The sequence below is a fragment of the Gordonia sp. LUNF6 genome (assembly GCF_047041125.1).
In the GTDB taxonomy this organism is placed as follows: domain Bacteria; phylum Actinomycetota; class Actinomycetes; order Mycobacteriales; family Mycobacteriaceae; genus Gordonia; species Gordonia sihwensis.
Genome location: NZ_CP178181.1, coordinates 3,598,127 through 3,614,103, shown reverse-complemented (window position 1 = coordinate 3,614,103; position 15,977 = coordinate 3,598,127). Strand labels below are relative to the sequence as shown.

Here is a 15,977-nt window from a genome sequence, read left to right as displayed (position 1 = left end):
TCGTCGTCACACCTCGACGGCTGCTTCGGCGCGGTGCTCGCTGCGGCGCATCGCGAGGACGGTGACGATGCTCAACACCGCGAGCAGCAGACCGCTCACCAGTGTGGTCGCGTGCAGTCCGTCGACGAAGGCTTCTCGCGCGGCCGTTGCCAGGGCGTCTCCGCCGGTGCTCATGGCGTCGGCGCGGACGAGGGTCTCACCGAGCGATCCCGTCACCCCGCTGTCGCCGCCGCGGGACAGGAAGACCGCGGTGGCCAGCGAGCCGAAGAGAGCCAGGCCGAGGGCGGTTCCCAGTTCGAAACAGGTCTCCGAGATGCCCGACGCGGCACCGGACTGCTCCGGCGGCACGGCGCCGACCACCACATCGGTCACCAGCGAGAACTGCACACCGTATCCGATTCCGGCGAGAGCGCTCAGGGCCATGTACACCCACAGCGACGACGTGGTGCCCAGTGCGATGAATCCGAGATTCGCCGTCGCGGCGACCACCAGCGAGCCGGCCAGGGCGTACCGCTTTCCGACCAGTCGGGCGATGCGATCGGCGACGACGGAGAAGACGGCGATCGTCACCGCCATCGGGAGTCCGGCGAGCGCCGCGGCCAGAACGTCGTGGCCCAGCACCGACTGGAGATAGACGTTCGAGAGATAGGCGATGCCGCCCTCGGCCATCATTCCCACCAGCGCGATGGCGAGGCACACGCTCACCGTGGGGTTGCGGAACAGGTTCAAGTCCAGCAGGGGATCGCGCGTGCGCGCCTCGTGGCGGAGGAATACTGCGAACATCGCGATGCCGACCAGACCCGCCGTCGCCGCAAGCGGTGAGACCCCCTCGGTCGCGAGCGCCTTGACCGCGTAGACGGCGGGGAGGATGCCGAGCAGTGACAGCGCGACACCGACGACGTCGAACCGACCGGTGCGGGCCGATCGGTACTCGGGGAGGACGAACGGCCCCGCCGCGAAGAGCACCGCGAGCACCGGCACGTTGATCAGGAACACCACTCCCCACCAATAGTGGTGCAGCAGAAGGCCTCCGAGAACCGGGCCGATGGCGGCACCGCCGGCGAACGCCGAGGTCCACACCCCGATGGCGCGAGCGCGTTCGTGACTGCGCTTGAACATGTTGGCGATCAGCGCGAGGCTCGCGGGCATCAGCGTCGCACCTCCCACGCCCATCAACGCGCGGGCCGCGATCAAAGCCCCGGCACCGGGCGAGAACGCGGCGAGCACCGACGCACCGCCGAATACACCCGCGCCGCACAGCAGAATCCGCCGTCGCCCGATCCGATCGCCGAGGTTGCCCATCGTGATGAGCAGCCCGGCGATCAGGAACCCGTAGATGTCGAGGATCCACAACTGCTGTGTGGCCGACGGGTCGAGCGCCGCGGTGATCGTCGGCATCGCCAGGTACAGCACTGAGAAGTCCATCGAGACCAGCAGCACCGGAAGCATCAGAACCGCCAGCCCGAACCATGTCTTCCGATCGGCCGCGGGTGCGGTGCCGGTGGGCGGCGGGACCGAGGGCATGCGTGCGGGCTCCAGATCTGTGAGGGGTGGATCGCGGGCGCGGCCGGCGATGCAAGCGCGACCGCGGCCCGTTCAGGCTACGCCGGATATGCGGTGGTCAGCGACCTCGTTTCCGGCCGATCGACATCAGAAGCACACCGGTGATTCGATCGCGGACCGCGACGGGCCCGGGTGGAGTACAACGGGCTGTGGAGGCCGCCCACGGCGGCCGGCAAGGAGAGGCGTGGCCACGATCGGCAGGCTGGCCGCCGCGACGATCCTCGTCGCGGCGACCGCCCTCGTGGCCGCTTGCGGCACCGCCGGTCCCGGCCCGGTGCCCATGCGATCGGTCCTCGGTCCGGCAGAGCGCGTGCTGAACGTCCTGGCATGACCGGGCTACGCCGAGGACGGGAGCAACAACCGGTCCGTGAACTGGGTGCAGCCGTTCCGGGACCTGACCGGCTGCCAGGTGGAGGTCAAGACCTTCGGCACCTCCGACGAAGCGGTGTCCTTGATGCGGACCGGTCAGTTCGACGTGGTCTCGGCATCGGGCGACGCGTCGCTGCGGTTGATCGACGCCGGTGACGTACAGCCGATCAACACCGCGCTGGTCCCCTCGTACTCCGACATCTATCCCTTCTTGAAGGGCAAGCCGTGGAATGCGAAGAACGGGATCACCTACGGTGTGCCGCACGGCTGGGGTGCCAATCTCCTGATGTATCGCACAGACGTCGTGCGACCCGCGCCCACGTCCTGGCGGGCCGTGTTCGAGGACGCGCCGCGCTATGCGGGCCGGGTGACAGCTTACGATTCGCCGATCTACATCGCCGACGCCGCGCTGTATCTGATGCGGCACCGGCCCGATCTCGGCATCACGAATCCCTACGCGCTCGACCGGAGGCAGTTCGACGCGGCCGTCGCGCTGCTCGAGGAGCAGTGCAGAGCGGTCGGCGAGTACTGGAACGACATCGTCCGCGAGGTGCAGGCGTTCAGCGCGGGCTGGAGCGTGCTCGGTTCCACGTGGCAGATGGCGGCCAACCTCGCCCGCGACGGCGGTGCTCCGGTGGCGACGGTGCTGCCCGATGAGGGATCGACGGGGTGGTCGGACTCGTGGATGATCAGTTCCCGGGCCGAGCATCCGAACTGCGCGTACCGCTGGGTCGACTACATCGTGAGCGCGCGGGTCAACGCGCGCGTCGCGGAGTACTTCGGCGAGTCACCCGCGAACGCGAAGGCGTGCGAACTGATGCGGGACCGGACGCACTGCGCGGTGTACCACTCCGCGGACCCCGAGTACGCCTCGCACATCTGGTACTGGACCACGCCGATGCGCGACTGCGTCGACGGTCGCAAGAACGTCGAGTGCGTCGGCTACGACGGTTGGTCGAAGGCGTGGCTTCAGATCAAGGGATAGCCGCGCGCCGTCGTCAGATGGCGTACTGGAAGACCGTGAGCATGCGGGCACCGAACCAGCCGGAGAACAGGGCGGCGACGGCGAGGAAGGCGATGATCTCGGTCCGCGGCCGTCGTGCGATCCGCACGGCCACCGGGATCAGCAGGACGAACGCGGGCAGGAGCAGTCGCGCACGGCTCATCATCAGGCCGTCCGACAGCAGGATCGACGCCAGCACGGCCGCCGCGTAGACGAGCACCGGCCACGGCACGCGGTCGGCGACCGACCAACCGAACAACACGAGCACCGAGATGATCAACAGGGCCGTTGCGATCGCTGAGAAGTCCGATCCGCTGCCGAGCGTCTGGGTGAGGAATCGCCAGGTGGCCGCGCCGCCGTCGAATGTGGTGTTCCACCCCGTCGTCTGGATCTGAAACCAGCCCGTCGCCGAGCCGGTCTGCGCCCACACCACTGCCAGGTAGCCGAGGTAACCGAGCGGCGCGAGAATCACGGCGGCCCACGCACGAGGGCCGTCGCGCCGGGCCACGATCGCTGCGAGCATCACGGCGGCGATCACCGCGACGCCGGTCGGCCGGACGAGTCCGGCACCGAGGGCGCAGAGTCCGGCGAGCAGCCACTGCCGCTCCAGGACTCCGACGAGCGCCCAGCCCGCGAGTGCGCAGAACACCGCCTCGGTGTAGGCCATGTTCAGCACCACCGACATGGGCGTGGCGGCGAAGAGGCCCACCAGGACCAGTCCGGCCGTCGAGGCCTGGTCGGGCGTCGACCGAACCGAGGAACGGATCCGCCCGGAGCAGATCACTCCGATACGACCCACCGCCACCGCGGCGAGGCATCCCGCGACCACGTTGACGATCATGGCCGCGGCGAACGGCGACAGGCCGGGGACCAGGGCGACGGTCCGCACCGTCATCGGATAACCGGGGAAGAATGCGTACGCGGTGAACTCCGTGTGGACGCCGTTTCCGTCGGTGAACCACAGGGGGATTCCGCCGTAGCCGTGCTGGGCGATGCCGAGCATCCACTCGCCGTCCCACATGGACAGCAGCGCGGTGAGACCGGTGTGGTGGAGTCCGGCGAAGACCGTGAGGATCACGATGCCGACGACGCGAATCGTCAGGTACACCCCGACGCATCGAAGGGCGAACTCGTGGGTGATGCCGAAGCGTCGCATGGTGGACATCGGGCGCACGGTAGTCATCGGAGGTGATCCTACGGTGGCCTCCGCGAAATGTGCCGCGCCAGGTCCGGCGGGTAAGGTGAACCCCGCGCGATTCCCGCAGAAGCTGCAGAAGCTCATGTAGACGAGACAGCTGTACAGATAAGGAAGGTTGCACGACGTGGCACTGGTCGTCCAGAAGTATGGCGGATCCTCGGTGTCGGATGCCGAGCGCATTCGCCGGGTCGCCGAGCGCATCGTCGAGACCAAGCGCGCAGGGAACGACGTGGTCGTCGTCGCCTCTGCGATGGGTGACACCACCGACGAACTGCTCGATCTGGCAGAACAGGTGAACCCGAATCCCCCCGACCGTGAGATGGACATGCTGCTCACGTCCGGCGAGCGCATCTCCAATGCGCTGCTCGCCATGGCGATCGAGGGCCTCGGGGAGAACGCGCAGTCGTTCACCGGCTCGCAGGCCGGCGTGATCACCACGAGCAGCCACGGCAAGGCCAAGATCATCGACGTGACTCCGGGCCGGGTCCGCAGTGCGCTCGACGAGGGGAAGATCGTCCTCGTCGCCGGTTTCCAGGGCGTCTCGCAGGACACCAAGGATGTGACCACGCTGGGCCGCGGCGGATCGGACACCACCGCCGTCGCCCTCGCCGCCGCTCTCGAGGCCGACGTCTGCGAGATCTACACCGACGTCGACGGCATCTACACGGCCGACCCGCGCATCGTCAGCAATGCCAAGCACCTCGATCACATCTCTTTCGAGGAGATGCTCGAGATGGCCGCATGCGGCGCGAAGGTGCTGATGCTGCGTTGCGTGGAATACGCCCGCCGATACAACGTTCCAGTTCATGTGCGCTCGTCGTACTCGACTAAGCCCGGCACCGTTGTGTCCGGCTCGATGGAGGACATCCCCGTGGAAGAAGCAATCCTCACCGGCGTCGCCCACGACCGCAGCGAAGCTCAGGTCACCGTGGTCGGCATCGAAGACAAGCCCGGTTACGCGGCGAAGGTGTTCCGCGCCGTCGCCGACGCCGAGATCAACATCGACATGGTCCTGCAGGGCGTGTCGGCGGTGGAGACCGGGAAGACCGACATCACCTTCACGCTGCCGAAGGAGCTCGGCGAGGTCGCCGTGGCCGAACTGGGCAAGCTCAAGTCGGAGATCGGCTTCCGCGAGGTGGTGCTCGACGACAACATCGGCAAGGTGTCGCTGGTCGGTGCGGGAATGAAGAGTCATCCGGGGGTCACCGCGACCTTCTGCGAGTCGCTCAGCGACGCGGGCATCAACATCGAACTGATCTCCACCTCCGAGATCCGGATCTCGGTCCTCGTCCGTGAATCCGATCTGGATCCGGCGGTCCGCGTTCTGCACGAGGCCTTCGGTCTCGGCGCCGACGAGGACGCCGTGGTCTACGGCGGCACCGGACGATAGGAGGACGCTCAGATGGGTATTCGACTCGGAGTAGTCGGCGCCACCGGCCAGGTCGGCGGCGTCATGCGTCAGATCCTCGAAGACCGGAACTTCCCGGCCGACGAGGTGCGGTTCTTCGCGTCGCCGCGGTCGGCGGGCAAGAAGCTGCCGTGGCGCGGCGGTGAAGTGGTGGTCGAGGACGCGACGACCGCAGATCCGGCGGGGCTCGACATCGCTCTGTTCTCCGCGGGCGGAACCATGTCGAAGGTGCAGGCGCCGCGGTTCGCCGCCGCCGGAGTAACGGTGATCGACAACTCGTCGGCCTGGCGCAAGGATCCCGATGTGCCGCTGATCGTGTCGGAGGTGAACGGTGAGCTCGCGAAGAACCCGCCCAAGGGCATCATCGCGAACCCCAACTGCACCACGATGGCTGCGATGCCGGTGCTCAAGCCACTGCACGACGCCAAGGGGTTGCGCCGGCTGATCGTCTCCAGCTATCAGGCGGTCTCGGGCAGCGGGCTGTCGGGCGTGCAGGAACTCGCGGGGCAGGTGCGCGCCGGCGTCGACGGCGCCGAGCAGCTCGTCTACGACGGGCACGCCGTCGATCTCGGCGAGAAGATCAATTACGTCGCGCCGATCGCGTTCAACGTGGTGCCGCTCGCGGGCAACCTCGTCGACGACGGCAGCGGTGAGACCGACGAGGACCAGAAGCTGCGCAACGAGTCGCGACGCATCCTCGGCATCCCCGAGCTGTTGGTCAGCGGAACCTGCGTCCGCGTCCCGGTCTTCACCGGCCATTCGCTGTCGATCAACGCCGAGTTCGATGAAGCGGTGACCCCCGAGCAGGCACGCGAGATCCTCGACGGCGCGCCCGGGGTCCGGCTCGCGGACGTGCCCAACCCGCTCGACGCGGCCGGCGGCGACGTCTCTCTCGTCGGGCGTATCCGTCAGGATCCGGGCGCTCCGGAGGGGCGTGGCCTCGCGCTCTTCGTCTCCGGAGACAACCTGCGAAAGGGTGCCGCGCTCAACACGATCCAGATCGCCGAACTGCTGGTCTGACGACGCGCGCCTGGCGGCGGGCGGGTTCGCTCGTCGGCGGCGAACGTCGAAATCGGGACTTACCAAGCGGTAACTTATGGCGTAGATTACTCCCGTGAGAAAAATTCGGGGATTCGTCTCGTCCAGAAGTTCATCCGTTTCCAGCGTCGTCAGGCGCACCGGTTCGATCGCCGTCGTCGGTGCGGTCGCGGCCTCCGGGCTCGTCGCCGGCACCGGCGACGCGGGTGCCGTCGGCGACTTCTATCGCCCTCCCGCTCGGTTGTCGGAGGCCCCGGGATCGGTGGTTCGCACCCAGCCCACGCAGCTCCTGCTGCAGATCCCGGGCGTTCGCAACCAATGGCCGGGGACCGCGACCCGCATCATGTACACGACCACGCGGCAGGACGGGAAGCCGACGGCCGTCACCGGCGCAGTGGTCGAGCCGACCGCGCCGTGGCACGGCAGGGGGCCGCGGCCCACCGTCGTCTTGGCGCCCGGCACCGTCGGACAAGGCGACCAGTGCGCGGGGTCGAAGATGCTCTCGCTGCCGATGTCCATCGACCCGACCAAGCCGAGTCTCGGCGTCAACTACTCCGGGCTCGAGATGAACCTCTTCCTGCTCAACGGCGTGCGGGTGGTGCTCACCGACTACGTCGGCATGGGCACGCCCGGCATCCACACGTACGTGAACCGTCTCGAGTCCGGTCGGGCCGTGCTCGACGCCGCCCGCGCCGCACTCAAGGTGGCCAAGGCACCCAAGGACGCTCCTGTCGCCTTCTCCGGCTACTCCCAGGGCGGCGGTGCGACCGCGTCGGCAGCCGAGCTGGCGTCCACCTACGCCTCCGACCTCAACGTGAAGGCCACCTACGCCGGTGCGCCTCCCGCGGATCTGTCCAAGGTGATCGGCCAGATCGACGGCACCTTCATCTCGGGCGCGATCGGCTACGCCATCAACGGACTCGTGGCGCGGTATCCGGCGCTCGACCCGATCCTGAAGAAGGAGACCAGCGCGACCGGGCGCCGCGCCCTGAAAGACGTCGCGACGCAATGCATCGCCGACACCGGTCTCACGCACGGATTCCAGCGCACCGACCAGTGGACTCGCAACGGGAAGTCGCTGAGCGCGGTCATCAAGAAGTACCCCCGCGTCCAGAAGATGCTCGACGACCAGCGGATCGGCCGCCTCAAGCCGAACGCACCGGTGCTGATCTCCACCGGGGTCAGTGACGACGTCATCCCGCACGGACAGGTGGTGCAGCTGTACCGCGACTGGAAGGCCCAGGGGGCGGACGTGCGGCTCGACAACGATTTCACGCCGCCGATCTTCCCCGGGCTGGTCGTGAATCACGCACTGCCGATGCTGGCCAAGATGCTGCCGGCGACGAGTTACATCCTCAGTGAGTTGAACAGCTGACCAGTCGGTCGTGTGCAAGTGGTCGCCCGTGATCGGCGATCATGTGATCGACTACTGGTCATGACTGACATGAAGCGCTTCCTGATCGCCCTGTCGGCGGCGGTCATCGGGCTCGTCACGGTGTCGACGACGACTGCCGTGGCGAGCCCGGCCGTTCCCGGCGTCGGCCCGGCCTCCACTTCGCTGATGCACGGTGATCCCGAATCGACCGACAGCACCGTCCTGCGCGGGCCGGGCAAGACCGGGCATGTCGCGGCGTCGAGCGTTCCCGGCGGTGTGTGCGCCGCGACTTTCGTGGGCTCGGACGGCTTCCCGGTCTCGTTGTGCACGGCCTACGTCGCGGGTACCCCGCCGCAGTTCGCCACCCCGGTGGTGACCATGTTCGATCCGCGGACCGCCCAGGTCGTCGCGCGGCTGCCGCTGACCAAGGGCAAGCTCCTCGGCGGGGTGTACGGGTTCCTCGACGACCGGAACCGGGTGGTGGTGGCCGACGGCTCGGGCAAGATCCTGCGGGTCGGTCACCACCGGACGCGGTCCGGCTGGGCGCTGCGCGTCGACGAGAGCACCGACGTGTCGAAATACCTCGGCGGCGACGGCGTGACCGGGTTGGCCCCCGACTATCAGGGGCGCACCTGGTTCGCGACCACCGAGGGCGTCATCGGCACCGTGCTGCCCGACGGCCGGGTCGGGGCCACGCGCCTGCCGAAGGGCGAAGAACTGGGCAACGGGCTCACCGTCCGTCGCTCCGGTGCGTCGGTGCTGACCACGCACGCACTCTACGAGATGCGCGCGGACGCCCACGGCGTGCCGCGGACGGTGTGGCGGCGCGCCTACGATCGCGGTGCCGCCCGCCGGCCGGGACAGCTGACCTGGGGATCGGGCACCACGCCGACCTACTTCGGTCCCGGCGGCGACGGCTGGGTCGCGATCGTCGACAACGCCGCGGTGCCGAACCTGATCGTCTACCGCTCCGACGACGGTTCGCAGGTATGCCGGACGCGGGCCTTCGCATCACCGAACCAGGGGACCGAGAACTCCCCGATGGCGTGGGGCGACAGCCTGGTGATCCCCAGCACGTACGGATTCCAGTACCCGCCGATGGCGGTGAGCGGTGGGCCGAGCGATCCGGCGTTCGCTCCCTTCCGCGGCGGTATGACGCGCATCGACGTCCGCGACGGGGCGTGCACGAGAGTATGGGAGAACACCACCGACCGAATGGCCACGCTGCCGCGGCTGTCCCGGGCGGACGGTCTGATTCACGGTCTCGCCTACGGCCCGTACGTGCCGGGACCGCAGCAGTCGGGACCGGTCGACTACGTCGCTGTCGACTTCCAGACCGGTCGACGGGTGGCGACGCGGCGCGTGGGGACCGCGCCGATCGACGAGCCGATGCAGCTCACCGGCATGATCGCGCCGGGCGGAACACTCTGGCAGGGCACCGTGACCCGGATGCTGAAGATCTCCGGCTAGTGCCCACCGGACCGGCGTGCGCGTCGTGCCATCATCAATGACATGACCACTCCCGGACCGTTCGACGACGACGCCGACCGCGATCGGATTCCGACGCAGGCCGAACTCGACGCCGAGGACCTCGCCGAGATCGCGCGGCGGTCGAAGGACAGCGATCTCAGCGGCAGGTATCCGGCGCGTCCCGTCGACCCCGGCCCGCCGCCGGTCGCGCTCGTCCGTGACGCGCGCGTGGTCTGGGCGATCGCCGCGGTGGCGTGCCTGGCGTGGGTCGTGTACGGATTCGCCAATCTCTCCTGGCTCGAGGGGTTGATGGCCGAGCGTCTGCAGCCAGGTCTGCAGAACGTCCCGGGGGTGGATCCGGGAGAGAAGGCGGCCTCGATGGCGTCGTTCTGGACGCCCGCGCTGCTCGTGGGCATCCCGCTGTTCACGGCACTGGGATATCCGCTGCTTGTCGGTACCGCGCGGGCGCACAGCCGCAATCTGCGCAGCATCTATCTCTCGGTGATCACCGTGACGGTCCTGTTCACCGTCGTCGGTGCGGATCTGCTGTTCCACTATCCGGAGGTCTCGGCGTCGCTGCGAGTGCTCGCGTGGGTGCAATGCGGGGTGCTCGTCCTCTCCGCGCTCATCACCCTGCGCAGGCCGATCAACGAGTGGCTGCCGAAGTCGATGGCCATGAAACCCTTCCGGCGCGCCTCCGGCGGGTAGCTTGGGGACAGCGGGTCCGGTTCGGCCATGCGCCTGGAACCGTTCCCGTTTCGAGTTGACCGAACTAAGGAGAACGCAATGACCGTCACCCCCGTGTACCACGTCTCGTCGACCTCGACCGGCGGCGGCCGCGACAGCGAGGTGGTCTCCGAGTCGGGCCGGATCGACCTGGTGCTCGCTCCGCCCGTCGAGATGGGCGGCAACGGCGAGGGCAGCAATCCCGAGGAGCTGTTCTCCGCGGGCTATGCGGCGTGCTTCATGGGTGCGCTCCGGCACGTCGCCAAGAGCAAGGGCGCCACTCTCACCGACGCCACGTCGGTGAAGGTGAACATCGGCATCGGCAGCGACGACGCCGACGGCGGCTTCGGACTCACCGCCGACATCGAGGTGTATCTGCCCGGGCTCGACACCGCCGAGGCCGCCGAACTGGCACAGGCCGCGCACGCCTTCTGCCCGTACTCGAAGGCCACGCGCGGCAATATCGCGAGCACTGTCACATCGCGCGTGTGATTCGCGGCACGGGGCCCGGTACGGTGAACTCTCGTGAACAACTGGGCTATCGTCGCCGCCGCCGCAGTGCTGGCGGCCACCATCGCGACCATCGCATTCGTGCGATACCGGCAGAATGAGACCGCGGTACTCAAACGCGACGCCGAACTCGCCGCGTCGCTGCGCGAGCTGGCGGGCACCGACGCCGTCCGGCTCGCCGCGGTAGAAGAGTTCGAGACAGCGGTTTACGAGCGGCTGTTCTTCAGCCGAGCGATCGGTCCGCGCATTCGATCGGCCGTCTGGGCCCTGCTCGGGGGCGTCCTCGCGGCGTCCGCGGTGCTGCTCCTGGATGGGATCGACAGTGCTGTGGGCGTCGTGGCCTGGGCCGCCGCGATCGTCTTCGCCATCGGATTCACCCTCGCCGCGGTGGTGCACGCCGCTGTGGCGGGATACTCGGCGCTGACCACCCCGCGGGTGTCCTTCGCGGACTCGTACGAGTCCGACGAGGAATGACGCCGGCTCGCACCACCACGGGCCGCGCTCGTCTGTTCTACATCACAGTCGTCACGCTGGCGGTCGCCGCACTGGTGACGGCATCGGCGATTCCCGTGGTCGGAGACCCCGCGGCCGTGGCGTTTGCGAGAGGGTCGATCCGCGTCGTCGACGACGCCGGTGCGCCCGGATCCGTCCTCGTGAGTCGCGAACTGTTCGCCTCGTCGCCGACCGCGGTCGTGGTCGCTCCGACGGCACGAGAGTCGGAGCGCCGCGCCGCGGCGGAGGCCGCGCGCGTCAATGGCGTGCCGGTCTTCGCGGTCGATGACACGAATTCCCGCACTGTCGCAGCGGAATTGGAGCGACTCGGTGTCGAGCGCGCGGTCCGGGTCGGCCGCGTCCCGGCACTGCCGGTTCCGGTCACCGACGACGTCCGGTTGCTCGCCGGCGGTGCCGCGACGCGCGGTGAGGGCACCGTGGTGCTGCTTTCGGCGGCCGGCGACGACGCGATCGCGACCGCCGAGGCGGCACACGCGGAGGTCGCGGCCGTGCCGTCGCCCGATCCGAGAAGCTCCGGGCGCGCAGTGAACCTCGTCAAGGCGCGGCCCGGGGCGCCGATCCTCGCGGTGGGATCGGGATTCGGCGACCCCCGGCTCCTGGCGCGCCGCGTCGAACTCGCGCGGAGCCTCCCGGAACTCCCCGGCGGCGGACAGTTGATGTTCCCGGGGCGCCGCGTCGTCGCGCTCTACGGATCGCCCGGTGCGCCCGAACTGGGGCCTCTGGGCAGGCAGAGCATCAGTGCGTCCATCCGGCGCGCGAAAGCCGTCGCAGCGCAGTACGACCGCCTCTCGCCCGTCCCGGTGGTCCCGGGCTTCGAGATCATCGTGACCGTCGCGTCCGCCGATCCCGGCCCGGGCGGCAACTACACCTCGGCGCTCGACGTGGCGGCGGTGCGGCCGTGGGTCGACGCCGCGCGCAAGGCCGGCGTCTACGTCACCCTCGACCTGCAACCGGGCCGGATGGACTTTCTCGACCAGGCCAAGATGTATCGGGAACTGCTGCTGCAGCCGCACGTCGGCCTGGCCCTCGACCCGGAGTGGCGGCTGAAGCCGAATCAAGTCCACCTGCAGCAGATCGGGTCCGTCTCGCCCGCGGAGGTGAACCGGGTCTCGACCTGGCTCGCCGACCTGGTCAAGAGTCGGAATCTGCCGCAGAAGGCCTTTGTCCTGCACCAGTTCGACGCCGACATGCTGGGTGACAGATCGAAGATCGACACCTCGCGCACCGAACTCGCGTTCCTCGTTCACGCCGACGGCCACGGTGTGCCGAACGTCAAGATGCAGACGTGGAACCGGATTGTCGCGGGCCTGCCTCCCCGGACGTGGCTCGGGTGGAAGAATTTCTACACGGAGGACAAGCCCATGTTCTCTCCACGCCGGACCATGAACGTCGACCCCGTTCCCTGGTTCGTCTCCTATCAATAGAGAGAAGGGAACCGGCCAATGGCTTTGCCCGTCGACCAACTGGCTGCGGTGCCGGAGGCCGCGACCCGCAGGGACTCGCTCGAGATCATCCTCGAACAGGACCGTACGCGGCTGCAGGAACTGACCCCGGTGCGACATCAGCGGATGTCGGCCACGCCGTTCACGTTTTATCGCGGTGCGGCGGCGGTGATGGCCTCCGACCTCGCGGCGACTCCCAGCACCGGCATCGTGACCCAGTTGTGCGGAGACGCGCATCTGAGCAACTTCGGCTTGTTCCGCTCACCGGAACGCGCGATGGTCTTCGACCTCAACGATTTCGACGAGACGCACCCCGGCCCGTTCGAGTGGGACGTGAAGCGCCTCGCGGCCAGCATGGTCATCGCGTCGCAGGCGAACGGCTTCGACGAGACGACGGGCCGCAGCATGGCGCGCCTCGCGGCCAAGGCGTACCGGAAGACGATGATCGCCAGCGAGGCCAAACCCGCCCTCGAATGCTGGTATGCGCGAGTCGACGCCGACGAGGTGGTCGCCGATCTCGGTGACCGCTTCGACACCGCCGCGTCGAAGCGGACGCAGAAGGCGCTCCGGAAGGCGCGGCACCGGGACAGCGCGCAGGCGCTCGAGAAGCTCTGCTACGTCGATCTCGCGGGGGCGCACATCAAGAGCGATCCGCCGCTGCTGGTGCCGGCGTCCGAGGTCGCGCCGTCGATGTCGAAGGTCCAACTCGACGACTACTTCGGTGAGGCCTTCGCACGCTACGCGCGCACCCTGCCCGCGCACGTCGCCGAGTTGTTCTCGCAGTACTCCTTCATCGAGGCGGCGCGAAAGGTCGTCGGCGTCGGCAGCGTCGGCACCCGGTGCTGGATCGCGCTCTTCGGCGGGGCGCGGGGGACCGATCCGCTCTTTCTTCAATTCAAGGAGGCCTCCGAATCGGTCCTCGCGCCGTTCGTGCCGGGCTGCGAGTACACCAATCAGGGACAGCGTGTCGTGTTCGGTCAGCAACTGTTGCAGGCGTCGAGCGACATCTTCCTCGGATGGGTCCGTGCGGCCGGCGGGGAGGCGACGGTCGACACCGACTTCTACGTGCGCCAGCTGCGCGACGGCAAGGGGTCGGTGGTCGTGGAGTCGCTGCTTCCGGCCGGGATGGAGTACTACGGGGCGCTGTGCGGCGAGGTGCTGGCGCAGGCGCACGCGCGTACCGCATCCCGCCACGAGATCGCGGCATACCTGGCCGACGCGGGAAAGGCCTTCGACGCGGCGATCGCCGACTTCTCGGTGGAGTACAGCCGCATCAACATCGGTGACCACGGACGCCTCGATGCCGCGGTCGCCGACGGGTCGGTCAGCTCCGGTGCCCTCGAAAACCCGTCCTGACCTGACGATTTAGTAGTTCGGCCGAGCTCGTTGTACGCTATTGCAGGTCATACACGGGGTATGGCGCAGCTTGGTAGCGCGCTTCGTTCGGGACGAAGAGGTCGTGGGTTCGAATCCCGCTACCCCGACGCTTTGGTTGAGAAGCAGTTGAGGCCCCCGGCCTGCAGAGATGCGAGCCGGGGGCTTCCTCGTATCGTGCGTGTCCGTTCTGCTCAGGTGTCAGATCGTCGTTGAGACCCGGCCTTGCGGTAGAGGTCAGGCTTCCGCGAGCTTACTGCTCAAGCAGATCGTGCCGACCCCGACGCTCGATACCGCGGCGTAACTGTTCCATCGGAGTTCTCTCGGTCAGTGATCGTGCTACGGCCGCCTTCTGGGCGGATTCGGGCTGACGGCGGACGCCCGGCCAGTTCATCAGCGATGGGACAGGCACCCACTCGAGTCGTTCAGAAGGAGGACTCCGGTGGCAGTTCACGCACCCAGTCTTGTGTTGAACTCGTGAGCCTGATTCACTTGAAAAAGTCCGTTGCTAACTGATGCAAGCGGACGCCGCCCCGTCCGGCGGTTGCTCTGGGGAGGGTAGTGAACCGGACGGGTGCGATGACGCGGTCCGTCCCGCTCCTGTCTAAGGGGAGGGAGCCGGACGGACCGCCCTCGAATAGCCGGTCTCGTGCGCCGGGAACTACGCCGCGACCTCAAGCCTCGATCGGCAACTCGCGGATCACTCGCGCGGGATTGCCCGCGGCGAATACATGGTCGGGGAGATCGCGAGTGACGACGCTCCCGGCTCTCATCTGACGCGGCATCACCCAGCTGCCCTCGCCGAGGCCGCCCAGCAATTCACGCAGCAGTGCGTCGCGCACGCCGTCCTCGTCGGCGGCGGTCGCGTTGAATCGGTCCAGCAGCCGCGCGCAGGCCTTGCGCAACCCGACCAATTCGGGATCGGCGTCGCGGTACAACTCGCCGGCCAGCATCCGTTCCCGGTCGGTGGTCATGCCGTCTCGGTCAGCTGAACTGGTCGGCGAGCTGGGGCAACGACTGCTGAACGCTGTCGACGTCGCCGCCGTTCGACACCGCGGTCAGCGTCAGCAGCGACGCCTCCGGGCGGCAGCAGAACCGGGCGGGCGCGTACGGCGAGGTACCGAGGCCCGCGCTGACGTGCAGCTTCATCGTCGAACCCCAGTTGGAGACGCCCTTGACCCGCGAACGATCGAGATGGCAGTTGGTCACCAGCGCGCCGTAGCCGGGCAGGCACAGCTGACCGCCGTGCGTGTGGCCCGCCAGCACGAGGTCGTACCCGTCGTCGGCGAAGGAGTCGAGCACGCGGGGCTCCGGTGAATGCGTCAGCCCCAGCCGCAGTTGCGCGAGCGGGTTGGGTCGCCCGGCGATCGCCTCGTAGCGGTCGCGTTCGATGTGCGGGTCGTCGACGCCGGCCGCGACGATGCGCACCGAGCCGACCTCGAGTTCGCGCACCGTGTGCGTGGCGTCGAGCCAGCCGCGTTCGGTGAAGGCCGCGCGCAGATCCTGCCACGGCAGCGGCTCGCCGTGCGTGCGTGTGTGGTTCTTCTTGAAGTACTTGAACGGGTTCTTCGGTTTCGGGCCGAAGTAATCGTTGGAGCCGAAGATGAACAGGCCGGGGCGCGCGAGCAGCCCGCCCAGTGCCTGCACCACAGCGGGGACCGCGCTGGGATGGGCGAGGTTGTCGCCCGTGTTGACCACCAGGTCGGGCTCGAGTCGCTCCAGCTCGGAGATCCATGCCTGCTTGAGATGCTGGTTCGGCATCATGTGGATGTCGCTGATGTGCAGCACGCGCAAGGGCGACGATCCCGGCTCCAGCACCGGCAGCGTCGCGTGACGCAGGGTGAATGCGTTGCGCTCGATCACCGTCGAATACACGAGACCGGCGGCGGCCGCACCGGCGGCACCGGCCACGACGCGGGTGAGAGCTGAGGCGTCACGTGTGGTGCGCGAGGGCGCACCGAATCCGGGAACCGAGACCATGGACTTCA

Annotated in this window: 13 protein-coding genes, 1 tRNA gene and 1 pseudogene; 11 read left to right on the top strand and 4 right to left on the bottom strand. The window is 68.3% G+C overall.

Features of this window, described 5'->3' with window-relative positions; genetic code table 11:
• Positions 1-6: 6 nt before the first annotated feature.
• On the bottom strand, positions 7-1,524 hold the full coding sequence (locus tag ACK8HH_RS16865; protein WP_278125343.1) for an MFS transporter: 1,518 nt from the start codon (positions 1,522-1,524) through the stop codon (positions 7-9).
• A gap of 223 nt (positions 1,525-1,747) precedes the next feature.
• Here ACK8HH_RS16865 and ACK8HH_RS16860 point away from each other — a divergent pair.
• Positions 1,748-2,917 (top strand): annotated as a pseudogene (locus ACK8HH_RS16860) (ABC transporter substrate-binding protein).
• Positions 2,918-2,930: 13 nt separating this feature from the next.
• Here ACK8HH_RS16860 and ACK8HH_RS16855 read toward each other — a convergent pair.
• Positions 2,931-4,118: a hypothetical protein gene (locus ACK8HH_RS16855; protein ID WP_006897387.1), complete on the bottom strand. Its 1,188-nt coding sequence runs from the start codon at positions 4,116-4,118 to the stop codon at positions 2,931-2,933.
• 139 nt (positions 4,119-4,257) lie between these two features.
• Between ACK8HH_RS16855 and ACK8HH_RS16850 the strand changes: the two genes are divergently transcribed.
• The 10 genes from ACK8HH_RS16850 to ACK8HH_RS16805 all read left to right on the top strand — a co-directional run bounded on the left by ACK8HH_RS16850 (position 4,258) and on the right by ACK8HH_RS16805 (position 14,099).
• The gene (locus ACK8HH_RS16850) at positions 4,258-5,523 is read left to right on the top strand and encodes an aspartate kinase (protein WP_039867782.1); all 1,266 of its coding nucleotides are present in this window, start codon (positions 4,258-4,260) and stop codon (positions 5,521-5,523) included.
• 12 nt (positions 5,524-5,535) lie between these two features.
• Positions 5,536-6,561: an aspartate-semialdehyde dehydrogenase gene (locus ACK8HH_RS16845; protein WP_006897385.1), complete on the top strand. Its 1,026-nt coding sequence runs from the start codon at positions 5,536-5,538 to the stop codon at positions 6,559-6,561.
• Between the two features lie 94 nt (positions 6,562-6,655).
• On the top strand, positions 6,656-7,954 hold the full coding sequence (locus ACK8HH_RS16840) for a lipase family protein (protein WP_346074858.1): 1,299 nt from the start codon (positions 6,656-6,658) through the stop codon (positions 7,952-7,954).
• 60 nt (positions 7,955-8,014) lie between these two features.
• Positions 8,015-9,424, top strand: a complete 1,410-nt coding sequence (locus tag ACK8HH_RS16835) for a hypothetical protein (RefSeq protein ID WP_412475371.1) — start codon at positions 8,015-8,017, stop codon at positions 9,422-9,424.
• A 42-nt stretch (positions 9,425-9,466) separates the two neighbouring features.
• A complete protein-coding gene (locus ACK8HH_RS16830; protein ID WP_006897382.1) occupies positions 9,467-10,132 on the top strand; it encodes a hypothetical protein in 666 nt (221 codons plus the stop codon).
• A 78-nt stretch (positions 10,133-10,210) separates the two neighbouring features.
• On the top strand, positions 10,211-10,642 hold the full coding sequence (locus ACK8HH_RS16825; RefSeq protein WP_006897381.1) for an Ohr family peroxiredoxin: 432 nt from the start codon (positions 10,211-10,213) through the stop codon (positions 10,640-10,642).
• Positions 10,643-10,675: 33 nt separating this feature from the next.
• Entirely contained in the window at positions 10,676-11,134 is a 459-nt protein-coding gene (locus ACK8HH_RS16820) for a hypothetical protein (protein ID WP_346074861.1), read from the top strand.
• Positions 11,131-12,597, top strand: a complete 1,467-nt coding sequence (locus ACK8HH_RS16815; protein WP_006897379.1) for a hypothetical protein — start codon at positions 11,131-11,133, stop codon at positions 12,595-12,597. The genes ACK8HH_RS16820 and ACK8HH_RS16815 overlap by 4 nt, the downstream gene beginning before the upstream one ends.
• Positions 12,598-12,615: 18 nt before the next feature.
• On the top strand, positions 12,616-13,971 hold the full coding sequence (locus ACK8HH_RS16810; RefSeq protein WP_346074864.1) for a DUF2252 domain-containing protein: 1,356 nt from the start codon (positions 12,616-12,618) through the stop codon (positions 13,969-13,971).
• 54 nt (positions 13,972-14,025) lie between these two features.
• A tRNA-Pro gene (locus tag ACK8HH_RS16805) sits at positions 14,026-14,099 on the top strand.
• Positions 14,100-14,663: 564 nt separating this feature from the next.
• Here the strand turns inward: ACK8HH_RS16805 and ACK8HH_RS16800 are convergent.
• Both ACK8HH_RS16800 and ACK8HH_RS16795 read right to left on the bottom strand, forming a co-directional pair.
• A complete protein-coding gene (locus ACK8HH_RS16800) occupies positions 14,664-14,963 on the bottom strand; it encodes a maltose acetyltransferase domain-containing protein (RefSeq protein WP_006897377.1) in 300 nt (99 codons plus the stop codon).
• Positions 14,964-14,973: 10 nt separating this feature from the next.
• The gene (locus tag ACK8HH_RS16795) at positions 14,974-15,969 is read right to left on the bottom strand and encodes a metallophosphoesterase (RefSeq protein ID WP_346074866.1); all 996 of its coding nucleotides are present in this window, start codon (positions 15,967-15,969) and stop codon (positions 14,974-14,976) included.
• Positions 15,970-15,977: the final 8 nt, after the last annotated feature.